Here is a 19115-nt window from a genome sequence, read left to right as displayed (position 1 = left end):
ATGCAGCACAGCAGGTAGTAACCGACATAGAACATGGGTCGTGTCGCCGTCTCATAGCTCTTGGAACCCGCGGAGAGTGGATTGGTCAGTTCCGGAGATAAGTGCGGTGAGGAGGACATCGCGACGCTCATGGGCCCTGGGCTGCTACGAGCGAACCGTCGCTCTTCTGTTCGCGCAGGAATAAATAGAGAAGTATGATTCCCGTCGCGTGGGAGGCCATGTCCCCGGCGATGAATGCGTAGACGCCATACTTCGACAGCGTCAGATAGCTGACCGCCATTCCGACCGCGGCGAATACGGCAATGATGAAGGCAAGGACGGTATAACGGCTAAGGGCGGCGAGCGCCTGCGCCACGATCCACATCGTCGATATTGTCAGGATGGTCGGAGAGAACGCGATGAGCAGCCATCCGACCTCGGAGAAGTTGCGCTGATTCGCGAACGTCAGGCCAACGCCGGCGAACAATGTCGCAATCGTCGAACCAACTGCGAGAAAAGTTGCGATCTTCTGCGCGCCGAAAATCGTTGCGAAATTGTGTTTGTCGGGTTGGGAGAACACCTGCACCAGGGCGGGAAACTCGACGCGCAAGACAAAGCCGATGAGCTGTGTCACGCCGGAAATAATCTGCTTCGCGTACAGGAGAAATGCCGTGGTTTCGCTGCCGAGGAAGGTCGTGCTCAACAGCAGCTGGAAACGGAAGTAGAGTTGACCCGGCAGAGTACCGCAGAGCATGGCGAGGCCGTTTTTGGTTGATCTCGTCAGCCCATTGCGTGTGAATTCGGGGGAGGCGGGGCGCAGTCCATGCCGGTCCAATACACCCCACTGCACGAGGACTGTGAGCAGGTTGCCGATGGAGAACGCGCCACCAAGCACCGCCCCGGCCATCGCTCGTGAGACATGTGGCGCGAAAATCAGCGCGAGTGCTGATGCAACATAAATGATGGATCCAGTCAGCCCGCTCACCCCGCTGAGCTTCAGTCCGTCAAGCATGCCCGCCGCGTTGACCGCGCATAACACGAAGCCGGGAGAGGCCAGCAGAACATAGAGCGACGTAAACGGCTCCATCGAGATCGTTACGGCGTAGATCGTGCCACCGAGGATGGTGAGCAAGGCCAGGACGAGCCTGACCAGGCTAGTTTCCCAGAAGATCAGCGAGATGTCTTTCCTCGACTCGTGACCGCCGGCAAGGTGGGCAACATGGCGCGCGAGAACCGTGATCGCGCCCGCGTCCACGAACATCGCTCCAAGAACGGCGAACGAGAAGTGCGTTCCGAATGCCGCAAGTAGGTCGAGTTCACTTCGCGCGACCAGCCAGGTTTGAGCGGCGAAGATTGATCCCTGGCCGAGACCGAAACCGCCAATCAGCAATCCAATGTTCAGAATGCGGGCCCATCGGCCGTCACGACGGATTTGTGCCACTACTTCGCTGCTTCGGTCGGCGCTTGTGCGCCAGGCGTGTCCAGCATCTCGATCTTTGCCTCCGAGCGCAGATCGGCGATGAGTTGCAGCTCCGCTTTGCGAGCGATCATCGTCTCAAGCTTGTCGCGCACGGCTTCAAACGAGATCGGTTCGCGCGTCCGCTTGTCTTCGACTTTGAGAACAAACCAGCCGAAGTTCGTCTTCACCGGATGGGAGACGCCGCCGCTATCGAGGGCGAAGGTCGCGTCGGCGAATTCCTGACCCATCGTGGCGCGCGACAAATAGCCGAGATCTCCTCCATTCTGCTTGCCGGCTGGGCTCTCGGACATCTCGCCGGCTACGGCAATGAAGTCTTCGCCATGGACAATACGCTCGTAGGCAGCTTTGGCCTTGTCCTCGGCAGCCTTAGCTCCCGCCTCGTCCTTGAAAAGAAATACGATGCTGCGCAGGCGGAGTTCGGTCTCGGCTGGGGTCTTGGACACGGCTTCGCGATATGCAGCACGCACCGCCTCATCCGTGACTGCCGCACGTGCGGTCTTCTGCAGCAGCGTGTCCATCAGCGCCTTCTTGCGTGCAAATTCCACACGGTGCTGAATGCGCTGCATATCCGCCTCGTCAGCGATGTCGCGCTTCTGGGCCGCATTGGACATGATGACCATGTCTGTCAAGAAATGCAGCAGATTCTCGCGTTTGGCCTCCTCCTCTCGCGGCTGGCCCCTGCTGAGGAATTCCTCGGCCAATGCGAGGTCGCTCTGACGGATTTCGACGTTGTCGACCTTCGCGATGACGGGATCGCTCTTGGGCTGTGTCAGCACCGGGTCGAGCGCCACGATTTGGGCTTGAAGGGGATCGGCCGCGAGAGTTTGCCCGAGGCTCGATGCTGGTGCCGACACGATTGCCGCGGTTGAGAGGGCCACTGCGATCATGTAACGGCCTGCAACATTAGCTCGCGATATCGCAACGTTCATCTTTACCCCACACAGACCATTGGTTCTGCCGACACTTGCAACCACAACCCATTGAAAGCGGTGGGCAATCCGCTACGCGATCGCTTGGGTTCCAAGTCGGTCTCACGCTAACTTAAACGAAACGAGTGCAACGTGACTGTGATGCAAGAACGACGGATTCATGAACACGCCACTTGTTACAATGGCGCAGATCGGTCTCCCTTGTCGGCCGGTCCGTTCAGGCGATCGGCAATTGCCGCGGCGAGGCCCTTCACCAGTGGCGGCCGGATCATGTTTCCGTGGCGGCCTTCAACCACGACCACGTCGAGAGCCCGAATGTAGGGTCGCCAGATCTCTTCCGCATCGACGAGGTCGCTGGAGTCCGGTGTGGCCTTGAACAGGACAATCGGAATATCGATCGCGGTCGGGATGTATTTCTCGTTCGCCATGATAATGCGATCCAGCACGGCTTTGAGCCTGATATCGAGGGTTGGTTGATAGGCGCTTGCGAACACGGGACGATTGAAAACTGCTCCGAGGATTCGATTTCGGAGCGGCCGCAGCATGTTTCGGATCGCATCCGCCCGTCTTTCGCCATGAACCTTGAGAAGCCCGTGCAACCTCGCTTTGCTGCGTGCCCACAAATAGCGGGTCCGCGTCGCGAGCGGCCAGCGCCTTTCGGCGAGCGGGGTATCGATCAGGCCGATCAATCCAATCTTGCGATTGTGATGGTGAAGCAAGCGTCCCATCTCCAGCGCGATCAGTCCTCCGAACGAAAACCCGATGACGTTGACCGGATGATCATTCGCCCGTGAGGTGTGCTCAACGTAGTGGGACGCCATGGCTTGAATGGAATCGAGCGAGGCCTCGTCGCCATCGAAGCCAGGCGGCTGGAGGCCCCAGGTTTTGCCGGGATGATTGATCGCCAAGGCCAGGTTGCAGGTTTCGAGAATGATCCCCCACGCTCCCGCGATGAGATAGAGCGGCGGATGATCGTCGCTGCCATCCTTCAAGAGCACGAGCGGAGACGGCCCCGGCCAGCGGCGGGCTTTGACGGCACCGGCGAGCGCCTCGACGGTTCCCAGTTTCAGGGCAACGCCAATCGGTAATTTCACGCCAAAGGCAGACTCGATCTCGTCCAGAAGACGCAGAATCCGTTTCGTACCGACGCCGATATGAAGGAGGCTCGCATTTGCGCCTCGGCCCTTCGGGCCAAGCGCGCGAGTCCAGATATCCGATATGGTTTGCAGAGTCTCCGCCGATACCGTCCGGACGCCAACAGCCTGGTCTCCCATCGACCCACCTCTTCAGGACACCGCGCGGCACCCGGCCTATGATATTGGAAACGATTGATGCGGGACACGGCGCGCGACAAACGACAGCTGCTCAACGACGGTCATTTGAGGGCGCTCAGTGTGATCCACTGGATGATATCGAAGCAAATCAATGTTTCAGCGCTGTGACGTGGCGTCGTGGCTGATTTTGCAGCACGACTGCGTCCCAGAACAGCTGCATCCCTCGCTGCGCGATCCTCACCGGTGGGCGGTATCGCGTTGGGCCTGGCTTTGCGGATAGCGCGCTGTATCGGTTAGCGCCCAACCGAGCGCGTCAAGCGCTCACATGGAAATCTGGTACTGGAGATATGATATGCGTGCGTCGACGTTATGTTGATGCGGCGCGTGCCAGGGATGATCTTGCGAATCAAAGCCAAGGGTTCCTTGCGCCGCGAGCTTGATGCGTCAATCGCTCTTGCGCGGATGCGAACCCAAGATGGAGACGATGCTGTTGCGATCGGGCTTAGCGTCGATCTTGCCGGACAATCCACCAGAATCACCTTATTTGGTCGATGACTCGTGCGGCAAAGATTGCAATGACACTCGGAAAATGCGGGCGGTGCGCGCCCTTTATCAACCCTGCCGTTATCAACAGGTTTTTGCGTATCACATCTGCCGAAGCATCGCGCGGCGGGGGGGCTTCGCGCGCGCAAAAGCGCATCGTGGTCGATGTTATGTGAGTTTTATCATAAATTCACAAAACAAAGGATAAAGCATCATAAGTGACGCCTAGGGTTCGCGCACCCACACAAGTTGTCGATCAGGACGACGTGTTTCGGGGGCGTTACAAAATCCATGGAGAATTTGGATATGCGGACTCTCAAATCTTGCATGCTCGCGGGCGTTGCCCTCGGCTGCTTCGGCCTGACCGGCGGTGCAAACGCCCAGCAGGTTTTCGGTGGCGGCTCAACCTTTGCCGCTCCGACCTATCGCCTGCTGATGGATTGCTGGGGCATTCCCGCTGACGGCGTCGGTGATGACCAGACGCTCAATCCCGGCATCGTCGTGCAGCCGGTCTCGCCGCTCTGCCCGAGCGCTTCGGGCGACGCCAGCGGTCTGACCGCGCAGATCCTGTTCGCTCCGACTGGTTCGGGCGGTGGCAAGCAGGCTCTCGCCAACCACGATCCCTCGACCAACACCAGCACCGGCCTCAAGACGCCGGGCGCCGCGAACACCGTGCCGTTCACCTCGTCGTTCTCCAAGACCTACGGCTACCCGGCCCTGCAGTTTGCCGGCAGCGACGACCCGTGGCTGGCCTCGGACGTGACCAAGTACAATGCCATCAGCGGCCCCAGCAAGTATGGCAAGATCCTGGAGTTCCCGGCGTTCGCTGGCGCTGCCACGATCTCGTTCAACAGCACCGGGCTGACCATTGCCAACGCCACCCCCACCGGCGGCAGCAGCGGTCTCAACCTGTCGCGTCAGGCGCTCTGCGGCATCTTCTCGGGCCACATCACCAAGTGGAACAACCCGATCCTGACCGCGCTCAACGGCGGCACCACCCTCGGCACCGGCTCGATCACCGTCGTCCATCGCTCCGATGGCAGCGGCACCAACTTCATCACCACCAATGCTCTGATCGCCCAGTGCGTTGGCGTGACCGGCCCGAACAACGAGACCGACTCCCACGTCGCGTCGTATCAGTTCCCCTGGACCGACCGCAACGTCGGTACCTCGGTCTGTAACGCGACCGCCCCGCTGAGCGCGGCTGCCGTCGGTGCCAGCACCGTCAACAACTGGCCCGATCTCACCAACGACCAGTGCGGCGTCGCGATCTCCAACCCGGGTGGCGGCACCTTCACGTCCGCATCGGGCAGCTCGGGCGTTGTCGCCAAGATCCAGTCGACGGTTGGTGCCATCGGCTACGCGACGACCGACTACACCCAGCCGGTCGTTGCGACCGGTCCGAAGAACGCGAACATCCAGAACTCCTACAGCATCGCCAATGCGGGTGCTCCTGGCGTCCTGGCGTTCGTCCCGCCGACCTCCGCGACCGTGACGGCCGCGATGGACACCTCCGTGCCGTTCTTCCCGCCGATCGTCGCGGAGGCGAACGACATCACCAATACGCTCAACTGGAGCCTCCAGACCACCAATCCGAACCCGGTGTCGATCAACGCCTACCCGCTGGTCGGCTTCACCTATTTCGACTTCTATCAGTGCTTCAAGAACACCAACACTCCCGGTCTGGCTGACTCGAACAACCTGAACGTCATCTTCAGCTACCTGACCTACCACTATACGGACGCTTCGGCGGCCGCGATCATGTCGGGCCAGGGCTTTGCCCCGATCAGCTCGACCAACCTCTCGAACTGGTACAACGCTGCAGTGACCCTGCTGTCGGCCGGTTCGTCGGCGATGAACGTCGCCGGCACCGGTGCTTGCAGCGCCGTCTCGCCGGGCGCGTAACGACGCGCCCCATCAACTGCCAGCCCTGGCTGGCAGTTGATATCTGACACGCCTTGTGCACCCGGTCACGCCGGGTGCACTTTTTTGTTTTGGGGGAGAGCAACAACGCTACCGCGACGGAGTGATGCCGTTCACATCTGCGTGGGAGATGTCGATGCGTCGAGTCTCGGTGATGGAACCACCAGCCGTGGCCCTTCCATCGCCGGCAAATCGTCGTATCCGGCTCCCGAAGTCCCGCTGCAGCCGCGATTAACGGTATCCGATAACACTATAAAATTGACACACAGTCGTCAGGTAATGCCGTTAAACGCTTTGTTAACGGTATTATGCCTGCCGATGATATCCAGGGCAGTGCCGACCAAGTCCGGATCGATCGGGGAGAAGACGCGCGACGTTCCTCGCGTGATCTCCTGCGGTTGCTCCGGATTTTGTTCTGTTTGGAAAAGGACTTGCTATGGCCGCGAATGGCACTCTCGTCCCGCATGATCGGTCGCATCGCTTTCGTCAGCAGATGCTGCTCGGCAGCGTCAGCGTTGTCGCGCTCCTGGCGTCCGGCGCCGTGGCCGAGGCGCGGGACCTGAACAGCGTTGGCGCCCCGTCGGCCGTCGCGGCCACGCAGGCCGCCCAGCAGGCGGCAGCGATCCAGGCCTCGATGGCCGGGCTGCAGGCCCAGCGGTCGCTGACGCAGGGCGCTCTGGCGCTGCGGGCCCAGCTCACGGCGCAGGCCGCTGCCGCAGCCGCGGCACAGAAGGCGCCGAGCTCGATTCCGGACGGGATCGCTGTTGGCGGTCTCAATCCGGCTAACTATACCGGCTATGCTGTCAACGATCCTGCCAAGAAAGATCCAACCCTTCTCGACCCGACCCTATGGCAAAATGCCTCCGCCCCCGTCGTGTCCTCGAAGAACGGGCGCACCTATGTCGACATCACCCAGAACCAGCAGCACGCGATCCTGAACTGGCAGACGTTCAACGTCGGCCGGAACACCACCCTGGATTTCAACGGGCAAGCGTCGAACTGGACTGTTCTGAACCGGGTCACGGATCCGAGCCTGGCGCCGAGCCAGGTTCTCGGCCAGATCAAGGCGAACGGCGGCGTCTACATCATCAATGCCAACGGCATCATTTTCGGCGGCAGCTCGCAGATCAATATCGGTTCGCTCGTCGCCTCCGATCTCGATCTCGGCACGCGCGGCTCACCCCGAAAAAATCGCGACGATTTCTTCAACAGTATCGGCATCGCCAACACGACGACACAGAGCTTCTCCACGACCTTGCCGGAGGACGCCGTCCCGACCGGAATTGGCGTCCGCGTCGATGCCGGCGCGACGATTGCGACCAATCCCAATCCCACGCCCGGCTTCGTCTATCTGTTCGGCGTCAACGTCGCCAACCACGGCAGCATCATTGCGCCCGGCAATGAAGTCGCACTGGTCTCGGGGCAGGAGATCACGGCAACCAAGGGAAGTTATATCAGCGGTACCATTCCGAAATCGGTCCTGACCGATGCTGGCTTCCGGGGTACCGGTTTCCAGATCCAGCAATATGCCAGCACATACGTCCTGGGCAAGCCGAGCGGCCCATTTCGACCCGGGACAGGGCAAGTCAGCAACGACGGATTGATCGTAGCGCCGCAGGCCGCCGTGGTCATGATGGGCGACCGGATCTCGATGGATGCCCTCCATGATGCCGCCGGCAACGTCGTGCTCGATCCGACCACGGGCAATCGTGTGGGCGGCGTCATCTATGCACCCACCAGCATCTCCCGCAACAGCATGGTCCTGATGGATGCGGCCACCAGCGTGACCATGAACGGAACCATCTACATCCCGCCCTACGAAAACGGGGAAACGCTGTCCGGCGGCTCCTCAGGCAGCTCCGTCCAGAACTTCACGCCGGCTTTCGTCGAGATGAGCGGGCAGCTCAGCGTCACGCTCGGACCGGGGGCGCTGGTTTCGGCGCCCTCCGCCGTGGTGTCGCTCAACGCTTTTGCCTCAAACCCGGCCTATGCGGGCAGACCCGACGATACCATTTCGGCCAGCCTCAGCGGTTCGCCAAGCATCGTGATGTCGGGGGCCGGGACCGTCGACGGGATCGCCGAGCCCGGCGCCACGATCGACGTCGCGGGTTTGCAGGATGTGCAGCTGCCGGCGAGCTATAATTTCATCTCGATCCAGCCGCGCGGCATCGATTTCGCCGACGAGCCGCTCCAGCGCAGTGGCGTGCTCTACGGCAAGACGCTGTGGATCGACATCCGTGCCACGGGAAAGAACAGCAACGGCACGACCTGGTGCGGGACGCCGGTTGCAAACGCCTGCGGCTACACGGACACCGTCTCCAGAAGCATCGACCAGCTCATGACAAAGGGCGGCAGCGTCAGCTTCAAGACCGACCTCACCTCGGCGGCCCCCACGGCCGTCACGCTCCAGTCGGGCTCGGTGGTCAACGTTGCCGGCGGCTACGAGGAGTTTCTGGCCGGCCTCGTGCCGACCACCGTGCTGATCGGATCGGACGGCCGCCGCTACGATATCGCCAAGGCCAGCCCGGACCTGACCTACATCGGCATCGCCGGGCAGTTCACCGTCAATCACCCGCATTGGGGCGTGACCGAGACCTGGACCACCTTCCAGACGCACTCCGTGCAGGCGGGCTATCTGCAGGGATCCGATGCTGGCAGCATCTCCTTTTCGACCATCGACCCCGAGTTCCAGGCCGCCAGGCTGATCTTTGGTTCGGTCACCGGCGCGCTGCAGGCCGGCGCCGGGACCGCGCCCTCGCAGGGCACGCTCTCGATCACCACCCCGGCGAGCGTGGTGGTGACGGGACCAGGCGGGAACACGTCTTCGGCTAATTTCACTTCGACCAGCCCGCTCAGCCCGATGACGCTGTCAGCGGACCAGCTCTCGTCCTACGGCCTGAGCGGCCTTTCCATCACCGCCAATGATCTGTTCGTGACGTCCGACAGCACGCTGAATCTTGCTGCTGGCGGCAGCTTCTCGGCGGTGGTGCCGGGTGCGATCGATATTGCAGGGACGGTGTCAGCGGCCGGCGGCAATATCAGCTTGGTAACTGATCGCTTTGGCTTCACGAGTGGGGCGGGCAAATTTGGCAAATGGCTTAGTACGCCGCGGACCGCCTCGGGCAAAGCCGATATTTTCGTCGAGGGCACGCTGGATGCCAGCGGCCGTTGGGTCAACGATTCCGGTCAGCTCGATTCCGGTGTGGTCGGCCCGGGCTTCATCAACGGCGGCAGCATCTCGATCGCGACCAACAACAGTTCAGATAATCGTGGCGCTATTGTCGACACGACCGGCAGCATTGTACTGGCGGCAGCGAGCCTGCTCGACGTTTCGAGCGGTGGCTACATTTCCCCGCAGGGCAAAGCCCAGACGGCGTCGCCGGGCGTAATGGCTGGCAGCGCCGGCAGCATTTCGCTTGAACTCTATCAAGGTGCTTCATGGGGAGGTCCGGATCCAACGACCTCCGTCGGTGGTCTAACCAATCCTAACAGCGGCGCAATCTCGGTCCTTCAGCTTAACGGATCGCTGCGCGCCTATGGTTTCCAGAGCAACGGCATCCTGAAAATTGCCGCGCCGCAGGCCATCCAGATCGGCGGGCAGCCGGACTCCAACGGGCAACCAACCGGCGGCGGCCTGTTCTTGCCCGCCTCGTTCTTCAACAACGGCGGTTTCGGCGCCTATGTCATCGAATCCGCCAGTTCGGGCCGTGCCGGCGTCACCGATAGCATCGCGATTGCCGCGGGAACGTCGATGCGCCTGGAGCAGCAGAACCTCTCCAGCGTCGCAAGTTACGTGTCGGTGCCGACAGGCACGAAGATCGCATCGGGTGCAAATGGGAGCGGGTTCGCGCCGCTGTTTCCGCTGGAGACGCTGGCGGACGATCTGCGCACGCCGGTCAATCTCACTCTTGCCTCGAACAACATCACGCTTGGCGCCGGTGCCTCGATCGTCACGGACGCGCGTGCGAGCGTTACCTTCTATGGTACACCCAACGTGTCATCGTCGTCCGGCGTCGACACGACGACGCAAACCACGGCCCAAAGCGTCCTGCTGCTGGGCCAGATCGTCGACCACGGCGGCACGGTGTCGGTTTATTCGCGGCAGACCTGGCTCGGGCCGAATTCGCTCATCGATCTGTCAGGAACTGTCATCGCGAATTCGAGCTTCGGCAACAACGGCGTCTCCAGCGGCGTCAGCGCCGCGCTGCTGGCCGGCGGCACATTCACGGTTGAAGCGCTTCCGCAGGAGTCGATTGGAGCTGGTTCGTCGACTGCGCCGACAGGTTATCTGGTTGCGCAGCAGGGCGCCGTGGTCGACGTGTCCGGCATCTCGGCCACGATCCAGGCCAAGGACGCCACCGGGCGCGGCGCGAGCCCGGTATCGATGTGGAGCGATGCCGGCACGGTCAGCGTCGATGTCGGCGCCTTCGTATGGGGCGGCACATTCACCGCGGTCGGTGGCCGCTCGCCCGTCACGGGGCAGGCCAATCCGTCGGCCAATGGCGGAACGTTGATGCTGGGCGGGTCGAACGTCACGCTCCAGCAAGGCTCGGCCAACGTGACGACAGCACTCGCATCGCTCGCGGCGCCGGCGAGCGCGGGCGATCTCACCTCGCTGGCGGCGCTTGGCAGCGGTCAACTCGCGCCTTTCACCAATCAAATCGTGGCCACGGTGGACCGCTTAGGGGCGTTCGACAACGTCTTCTTGTACAGCGGTTACTCAGCCGGTGGTCCCGGCCATATCTTCACGGACCTCACCGACAAGACCTTCGGCTTCAACGCACCCACCTTCCGCAATCTCACCATTTCCGGCGCGCTCGACTGGAACGTGGCCAACCGGCTGCACATCGCCGCCAGCTCCATCTCGCTGGACGGCAACACCCCCGGCAGCAGCACGGTGCTGTCGGCGCCTTATGTGATGCTCACAGGGGGCGGGGGAACATCGACCGCCGCGACCAATCCGGCCAGCAGCCTTGTCGTCGATGCGATGAACATCGATGTCGAAGGCGCTGCGTTCTCAAACTTCGCTCAGATCACGCTTGGTGGTTCGCCGAATCCGGGCAGTGCCAACCGCTACACCACCGCGGACATTCGCCTGAGCACGCCCAAGGTCTCGAATGGGATTAGCAAGGCTACCACAGCAGGTGAGGTGCTGGTCTATCCCTCGACGTTCTCGGGCAGCCTTGCGGCGAGCGGCAATCTGACGCTTTCGGCCGAGCGGATCTACCCGGTCTCCGCCGTCAACTTCACCATCCAGGCGCCGGGCACGGTGACCTTCACCGCGCCGGCCGGCAGCGCGCCTCAAACGCCTCTGTCAGCCGGCGGCAGCGTCAACGTCGTGGCGCCGAACATCGTGCAGGACGGCAATTTGTTTGCGCCGCTCGGCACCATCACGCTCGGCGGCAGCGGCACCCAGCAGGTCACTCTCGGCGCAGGCAGCCTCACGTCGGTCTCGCTGGACAACACAATTGTGCCTTATGGCACCACCCAGGACGGCATCAACTGGTATTACAACAACGCGCTCGCGCCGCTGGCACAGCTTCCGGGCAAGGCCGTGACGCTGAGCGGCACCAATGTCAGCGTGGGTGTGGGGTCGACCACCAATTTGAGCGGCGGCGGCGATGTGGTTGCGGGTGAGTTCGTCGCCGGCACCGGCGGGTCAAGGGACACGCTTGCAACCGTCAGCGGCCAGCCGACCGTTTACGCGCTGCTGCCGTCGCGCAACGACCCGGTCGCGGCGCTCGACATCAATTTCACGGCTGCGCAGAGCGCCAGCCAGGCAGGCGATCCGTATCCGCTCGCGGGAACGCAGATCACCATCAGCGGCGGCGGCGGCATTCCGGCCGGCACCTACACGCTCTATCCCGGCCATTACGCGATCCTGCCCGGCGCGCTGCGCGTCGTCGACTATGGCAGCAATCTCGGCAGGAATATCGCGTCCGGGACCACGTTGCAGGACGGCACCGTCCTCGTCGCGGGCAACTATACCCAATCCACCAATACGGCCAAGCGTTCGGCCGGCAGCGAGTTGTTCGCGATCCAGACCGGGACGGTCTGGCGGCAGTACAGCGAGTATACGGTCACCAGCGGCAACAGCTATTTCCCCAAGCACAGCAGCACTACGACGCCGTCACCGCTGCCGATCGACGCGGGCCGGCTGGCCGTCGTGGCGCAGCAGCAAATCCTGCTGTCCGGCACGGTGGCGACCCAGCCAGGGACGGACAGCAGCGGCAATGTCGGCCGCGGCGGCCAGCTCGACGTTTCGGGCAGCCAGGTGGCGGTGGTCAACGGTGCCGGCAATGCGCCGGCCGGCTATGTCGGTCTCGACGTCAACGAGCTCAATGCGTTCAATTTCGAGAGCATCCTGATCGGCGGCCAGCGCACCGACCAGGCCAACGGCACCACCACGATCACGCCGGCAGCATCGAGCGTGGTGATCGACACCGGCGGTGTCGCTTTTACTGCGCCCGAAATCCTGCTGGTGGCGGGAGCGACGCCGCCGCAAACCCAGACCATCAATCAATCGCTGTCGATCGCGGGCGGTACCTTTACCACCAACTTCCAGGTGAGCACGACGAGCGGAGGGCAGGTCGTCGTCAAGTCCGGCAGTGTGATCGACACGGTCAGCGGTGTGCAGAGCACTTACGGTCGCAACTATGTCTACGCGAACCCGGCGTCCGCCACTGCCACCTCGGCGCGGGCGATCGCGACAGCGCTCGGCGGCACGCTGGATTCGACCGGGACGCACATCACCGGCGCGAACGTGTTTTCGTTCTTTACCGGCCAGGGCGTGCCCCTCACAAACGTCTCGTTGCCGCTGTACAGCGGCGGCCTCGGCGCGGTGTTCATGGCGACCAGCAATCCGAAGAACACCATCACGGGCCCGACCGGCACGTCGACACCCACGCTCACCATCGACTTCGCCGACATCGGTCCAGGGACGCCGGTGATCGGCTCGCTGACACTTCCCGCCGGCAACACCAGCAACGTCACCATCGAAGCCGGCACGCGCGTTTCCACCACGACGCTGAGCCTGCAGGCATCGGGGCCGACGAACGCGATCGCGCTGAACAGGCCGGTCAATGGCGCCGCCGCCGCCGTGATCCAGGCCAAGCAGCTCAACCTGACCGCTCAAAGTATCGGCCTCGGCAACGGCGCGACCGGTGCGCTGGCGTTGTCGGCCGATACCCTCCAGACCACGCTCGCGTCGGTGCAGGGGCTGTCGCTGAAGGCCTACAACGGCAACATCACGTTCACCAGCGGCGTTGCGTTTGCACCAAAGCTGCAGAACCTGACGCTCGACGCGCCGGCCCTGCTCGGTAGCGGCTCCGACGTCAACATCGGGACCGGCGCCAGCGTCACTCTCGTCAACACCAGCGCGGTGGCTGCGCCGACGAATGTGCCGACGACAGGTGGTGCGCTGACCATCGAGGCCGCTGAAATCGATCTCGGTGGCGGCGCTCAGACTATCGGCGGATTCTCGCAGGTGAACTGGAGCGCCAGCAAACAGATCTTGCTCGCGGGCTCCGGCGCGATGACTCTGGGTAGCTCGGGCGCCGTGCCAGTCAATCTCTCCATCACTACGCCGGACCTGCTGGTCGGCAGCGCGACCGCGAGCGGCACCGGGTCGCAGTTCATCCTGACGACGCTTGGCAATGTAGGCATCGCGCGCCCGGCAGGAGCGTCCGCCGATCCTGGTGCGAGCAGCCAGATCGGCGGCAACTTCGTGCTGAAGGCCGCGAGCATCGACGTGTCCGGCACCATCCAGGCCCAGGCCGGGACGCTGGGGCTCGAGGCGACCTCGGGCGACGTCAGGCTCGATAACGGCGCCTGGATCGCGGCGGGCGGTTACGCAAAAACGCTGATCGACGCCACTCAGTATGTCGCGGGCGGCAAAGTGTCGCTTCAGGCCGATCTCGGCAATGTCGTGACCATGGCCGGCAGCACGATTGACGTGTCCCAGCCCGCTGGAGGCCAGGGCTATGGTGGCGTGATCAACGTGACGGCGACGGCCGGCTCCGCCGACCTGCGTGGCCAGATGCTTGCGGCCGGCTATGCCGGTGACATGAAGACGGCAAGCCGTGGCGGCAGCTTCAACCTGTTTTCCAATGGAGCGATCGCACTCGATCCTCTCGCCGATCTGCTCTTTGCCGGTGGCGTCACCGGCGCGATCTCGGTTCGCACGCAGACGGGCAACCTCCAGCTTTCGGCAGGTCACACGCTGAGGGCCAACACCGTCACGCTCACCGCAGACGACATCACCTGGAACACATCGGTCCAGAACGGGCAGGTCATCATCGGCGGCGTGATCGAGGCCGGCTGTACGGTGACCTACTGCAACGGCCAGACCGGCGGCCAGGTTGGGCTCTACGGCAGCAATGCAGTGGTGCTGCAGAGCACCGCCTCGATCGTCGCTTCGACCAAGCAGGCCGGCCAGGTCGGCGGCGACGTCAAGCTGGGCATCGGGTGGAACGCGCAAGGCTATATCGACCTGCAGTCCGGCGCGAAGATGGATGTGTCGGGCGCCGGGAACGGCGGGACCGTGTACCTGCGCGCCCCGCTGGTGACCGGTCACGCATATCAAGAAGGCACCGTGAAGATCCTGGGTCTTGACGCCACCATTACCGGCGCCCGCAAGTTCAGTCTCGAGGACTACGGCACGGTCTCGACCGAGAGCGGCGTTGGGTTGCCGAATGTGAGCTGGAACGGCGTCCTCGATCCCGCCAACAACTCGGCCTTCACGAACGCCATCGCGCAATTCGTGCAGGGCACTCTAACCGGGCTGGACTCGGCGGGCAACGTCGTGAGCTACGGCTTCAATGGTGCGGTCGCCCAGCTCACGCAGTCCAAGATCTTTGCTGATCTCCAGAATCCCGATCTCCCGAATAAAGCCGCGGTCGAGTTTCTCCCCGGCGTCGAGCTGGTCAATACGAGCACCGCGGTCAATTCCGGCAACATCACCATTGCCAGCAACTGGAATCTGGCGGCCGGCAATGCAGTGAGGCTCCAGGGTAGTGGCAAAACACAGACATACGATCCTGCCACCAGTGGAGTGAATTTCGAGTACCGCTATGTCGCCAATTTCGGCACCCAGTCACTGCCTCAGTACAGGATTGAGCCGGGCGTGCTGACGCTGAGGGCCGCGGGCAATATCAACGTCAACGCCTCGATCTCCGATGGTTTCTTTCAGTTCGGAAACTACAATGACCCGACTTACGTCGGGAATGTAGCCAATTATCTGAAAAATCAGACCAGCCAACGCGGCATTGATACCAGCAGCTCTATTCCCAACACCACCGCATATCTTTACTATCTGAACGGTTACGCCGCCGTTCCAGTCGCTCCCTACGATTCCACTGCGAATATCTCGAGCCCGACCTCACAGCAATTGGCCGGCGCGGATCTGTTTCCGCATCAGTTGAACGTGTGCGTCAACTGCAATGGCGCGATCGCGTCCAGTCCCCCGGTCAAAGCCGACGCTGACGTTAAGATCGTCCAGGTCACCAATCCCGGTTCCTGGTCCTACACGATGACGGCAGGCGCCGCGGCACGATACACCAACGGCGCCGTTGCCATCAGCGCCAATCCGAACGCCGTGGTCCCGCTTGCGTCGATCGATGCGGGTCATTTCCCAGGGAGCGGCGATGTCGTCGTCGCCGGTCACACGAGCTATACCCAACAGCTCTATTCTGCGGGCAATCCGAACGCCACAACCACCGTTGCGCTACCCACCATGATCCGCACCGGCACCGGCAGCATCGCGGTGTCGGCGGCGCGCGACATCCTGCTGTCGGACCAGACCGCCCCCGGCGTGATCTACTCCGCCGGCGTCAACACCGCGCTGCCGGCGTCTCCCGGATATTATCTGGATGGCTCCGGCAATGTCGTTGCAGCGAACCCCAACGGTTTCCTCGCGCCTCAAGTCTTGGCCTACGACCTGAACAGCAACATCAGGGCGGTGAGCAACGGTTATGCTGCGGTTTACGGGCCCCCGACTGCAGCGGCTTTCCCGACCGAGGGAGGCGACGTCACGCTGGTGGCGCAGCGCGACATCATTCGGGTCGGCAATCCGACCACCAGCGTTACCGCAACCAACAGCGGGACCAAGACAGTCTCGGATTATCAGTACTTTTTCCCGTGGCTGCTCGCCGATGCGGCGATCACGCCGATCGGCTCCGCGAATGACGCGCCGAATGTCAGTCTGCTCGGCGCGGGCGTGTTTGCCCCATTCGGAACCGCTATTGCGTCGCAATCCGCATGGTGGATCCAGTACGGCAGCTTCCAGCAGGGCATCCTGAGCGCCGGCGGCAACGTGTCGGTCACGGCGGGACGGGACCTGATCGACGTCTCGGTGTCGTTGCCGACCACTGGCTATGCCAGCGGCGGCCTCGCTTCGGTCGGCAGCGGCGTGCTGAACACGCCAGTGATGACCGTCAACGGCAGCGGCAACATGATCGTGCAGGCGGGCCGCAACATCCTCGGCGGATCGTTCTACGAGGGCTCGGGCACGGCGACGATCGTCGCCGGCGGCTCGGTTGGTCCCAATGGCAACCTGACCACCAAGACCGGCACGTTGCAGGACCTGCCGGTGCTCGCCGTCGATTCCGGCCAGATCACGCTGACGGCTGGAGGATCGGTCTCGATTGGCGGGGTGATCAACCCGGCCGAGTTGCACTCTCAGACAACGTCCTACGCAAATCCTGCCAACTCAAGCGCGACGACTGCGCCCATCTTCATGGACACCTATGGTCCTGACAGCGCGGTCAACGTCGTCGCCATCGCAGGCAACATCAACATCGCACTCAGTCAGACCGCGACAATATCTCAGAAGATCGCGGGTCAAGGCTCCATCTTCGAGACCAATTTTCCGGCGAGCTTCAGCGCGGTTGCCCTGAACGGCGACATCACCACCAACGGACTGACCGGTTCAAAAAACAACGGCATCGTGCTCAACGGATCGCCGAACGGCACATTCCAATTGCTGGCCGAGGGCAGCATCGATCTGACAGGCGGCGTAAGCCCGACATTGCCGAGCGGCGCGCTTGCCCTTCCGCAAAGTTTCCCAACCCTCTCGGCTGGTCCGTCGTTGCTCGACCAGGCCTTCGATCCCTACCAGCCCAACAACGGCGCCACCGGCGCCTCCAGCCAGGCGAACCTGGCACAAGCCACCAATGCCTCGACCGCCAAGATATACGCGGTGAATGGAAGCATCACCGGCGCCGGGCAGATCAATATCAACCGGCCAACCAGGGTCCAGGCCGGGTTGGACATCGTCGATCTTAACCTGACGGTCGAGAACATCGCTGCCAGCGATGTCAGCAGCGTCATCGCCGGCCGGGACATCGATTACACTGGTTACCACAATCTCGGTGGCATGCAGGTCGCCGGCCCGGGCTTCTTCCTGGTCGAAGCCGGGCGAAACCTTGGTCCCTTCCTCCCGGTGAACTTCGACACGGCGGCGTCCGCAACGGTGCAGGAAGGCATCACGTCGGTGGGCAACGCCAGCAGCATCCCGGTCGGCAACCAGTGGGTTCAAGGCTCGCCCGGCATGTACAACCCGGCCTTGCTTGGCCCATTCTCCGCGGCCGTCAAGAACCGCAATCCGCTGCTGCCCACCACCGGCGCGGATATTATCGCGCTGTTCGGCGTCGGCAACAAGGTCAACTACCAGGCCGTGATCGACACCTATATCGATCCGGCCAATGCCGCCAACGTCGCACACAATTATATCGGTGAGCTCACGAGCTTCCTCTGCACCACCGGTGCCTTGACCTGCTCGGGGGGCGTCCCGCCTGCCGGCACCGACGTGTTCGCGAAATTCCTGAGCGAGCCGACTGCGCTGCAGCACGTCTTCGTCGACCAAGTGTTCACGGCCGAGTTGAAGGGCATCGGCAACACCGGCAGCAGCCTTTATCAGTACTATCAAGGCAATTCGACGCTCTATAACCAGACCCAGAAGGCCGCTCTTCTCGACGGCTACATCATGATCAACACGCTGTTCCCGACAGCGAGTGGCTACACCAACAATCTGGGTGGCTCGCTGAAACCGGTGGGCGATGGCCTGACGACCGCGCTCGGTCAGGCCAACACCTCGGGCAAGTACGCGGTCAACGTGCTGCGTCTGATCCAGACCGTCGACCTCAACGGCGCCGCCGCCAATTTCGCCAAGGAGGTCCCACCGCTAGTTCAGACCGGAGACCTCAATCTGCTGCACGCCACCATCCAAACCGGTCTCGGCGGCAACGTCTCGCTGCTCGGCCCGGGCGGCAACGTGCTTGTCGGATCGCTGGCCGTCGAGCCCAACCCCAACCTGAAGCTCAACAACCTGGGCATCCTGACGCTCTCCGGCGGCGACATCAACACCTTCACCGACGGCAACGTGCTGGTGAACACCAGCCGTATCTTCACCGAGCAGGGTGGCGACATCTCGATGTGGAGCTCCAACGCTAATCTCGACGCAGGTCGCGGCGCCAAGACGACTGCATCGCAGCCGCCTTTGCAGGTTTTCTTCGACGCAGATGATTACCAGATCATCGATCCCGCAGGTCTCGTCACCGGCGCCGGCATCGGCGTGCTTCAGACCACCGGCAACAGCACGGCCTCCAACCTGTATCTGCTCGCGCCGCGCGGCATCATCAACTTCGGCAGCGCCGGTGTCCGCGCCTCCGGTAACCTCGTCGTCGTCGCGCCCGTGATCAGCAACGCGGACAATGCCCACGTCGGCGGAACCGCGATCGGCATTCCGACCGTCGCTGCTCCGAATGTCGGCGCGTTGACCGCCGCGTCGAACACCGCCGGTCAGCAGAACAAATCGACGGAGCCGCCGACCGGCTCGAAGTCGGAGGGCACGGCCTCGGTGTTCGTCGTCCAGGTGCTCAGCTATGGCGAAGGGCAGGACGCGACGGGTACCGGCGGGGACGGCAACGGCAAGAAGGACAACCAGGGCAACGGTGCGCAGTGAGGCGGTTTGATATCACGGGCTCGGAA

General features: G+C 62.7%; 5 protein-coding genes. 2 read left to right on the top strand and 3 right to left on the bottom strand.

Features of this window, described 5'->3' with window-relative positions; translation table 11 throughout:
* Positions 1–127: 127 nt before the first annotated feature.
* The 3 genes from JQ621_RS17355 to JQ621_RS17345 form a co-directional block, all read right to left on the bottom strand.
* A complete protein-coding gene (locus JQ621_RS17355) occupies positions 128–1420 on the bottom strand; it encodes an MATE family efflux transporter (RefSeq protein ID WP_212235894.1) in 1293 nt (430 codons plus the stop codon).
* Positions 1420–2250, bottom strand: coding sequence for a peptidylprolyl isomerase (locus JQ621_RS17350; protein WP_212235893.1), 831 nt, complete (start codon positions 2248–2250; stop codon positions 1420–1422). The genes JQ621_RS17355 and JQ621_RS17350 overlap by 1 nt, the downstream gene beginning before the upstream one ends.
* A 314-nt stretch (positions 2251–2564) precedes the next feature.
* Positions 2565–3662: a thioesterase domain-containing protein gene (locus JQ621_RS17345; RefSeq protein ID WP_212235892.1), complete on the bottom strand. Its 1098-nt coding sequence runs from the start codon at positions 3660–3662 to the stop codon at positions 2565–2567.
* A gap of 849 nt (positions 3663–4511) precedes the next feature.
* Here JQ621_RS17345 and JQ621_RS17340 point away from each other — a divergent pair.
* Both JQ621_RS17340 and JQ621_RS17335 read left to right on the top strand, forming a co-directional pair.
* Positions 4512–6110: a substrate-binding domain-containing protein gene (locus tag JQ621_RS17340; RefSeq protein ID WP_212235891.1), complete on the top strand. Its 1599-nt coding sequence runs from the start codon at positions 4512–4514 to the stop codon at positions 6108–6110.
* A 454-nt stretch (positions 6111–6564) separates the two neighbouring features.
* Positions 6565–19089 carry a filamentous haemagglutinin family protein gene (locus JQ621_RS17335; RefSeq protein WP_212235890.1) on the top strand — a complete coding sequence of 4175 codons (12525 nt, stop codon included), beginning with the start codon at positions 6565–6567 and terminating at the stop codon, positions 19087–19089.
* Positions 19090–19115: the final 26 nt, after the last annotated feature.

This window comes from Bradyrhizobium manausense, assembly GCF_018129685.1.
Classification (GTDB): domain Bacteria; phylum Pseudomonadota; class Alphaproteobacteria; order Rhizobiales; family Xanthobacteraceae; genus Bradyrhizobium; species Bradyrhizobium manausense_D.
The sequence above is the reverse complement of the archived record's forward strand: the minus strand, read 5'-3'. Positions and strand labels throughout refer to the sequence as shown.

What these genes read in the sequence shown, in the direction of transcription:
- JQ621_RS17345 (WP_212235892.1), bottom strand. Translation starts at nt 3,662, where the DNA reads ATGGGAGACCAGGCTGTTGGCGTCCGGACGGTATCGGCGGAGACTCTG.
- JQ621_RS17340 (WP_212235891.1), top strand. Translation starts at nt 4,512, where the DNA reads ATGCGGACTCTCAAATCTTGCATGCTCGCGGGCGTTGCCCTCGGCTGC.
- JQ621_RS17335 (WP_212235890.1), top strand. Translation starts at nt 6,565, where the DNA reads ATGGCCGCGAATGGCACTCTCGTCCCGCATGATCGGTCGCATCGCTTT.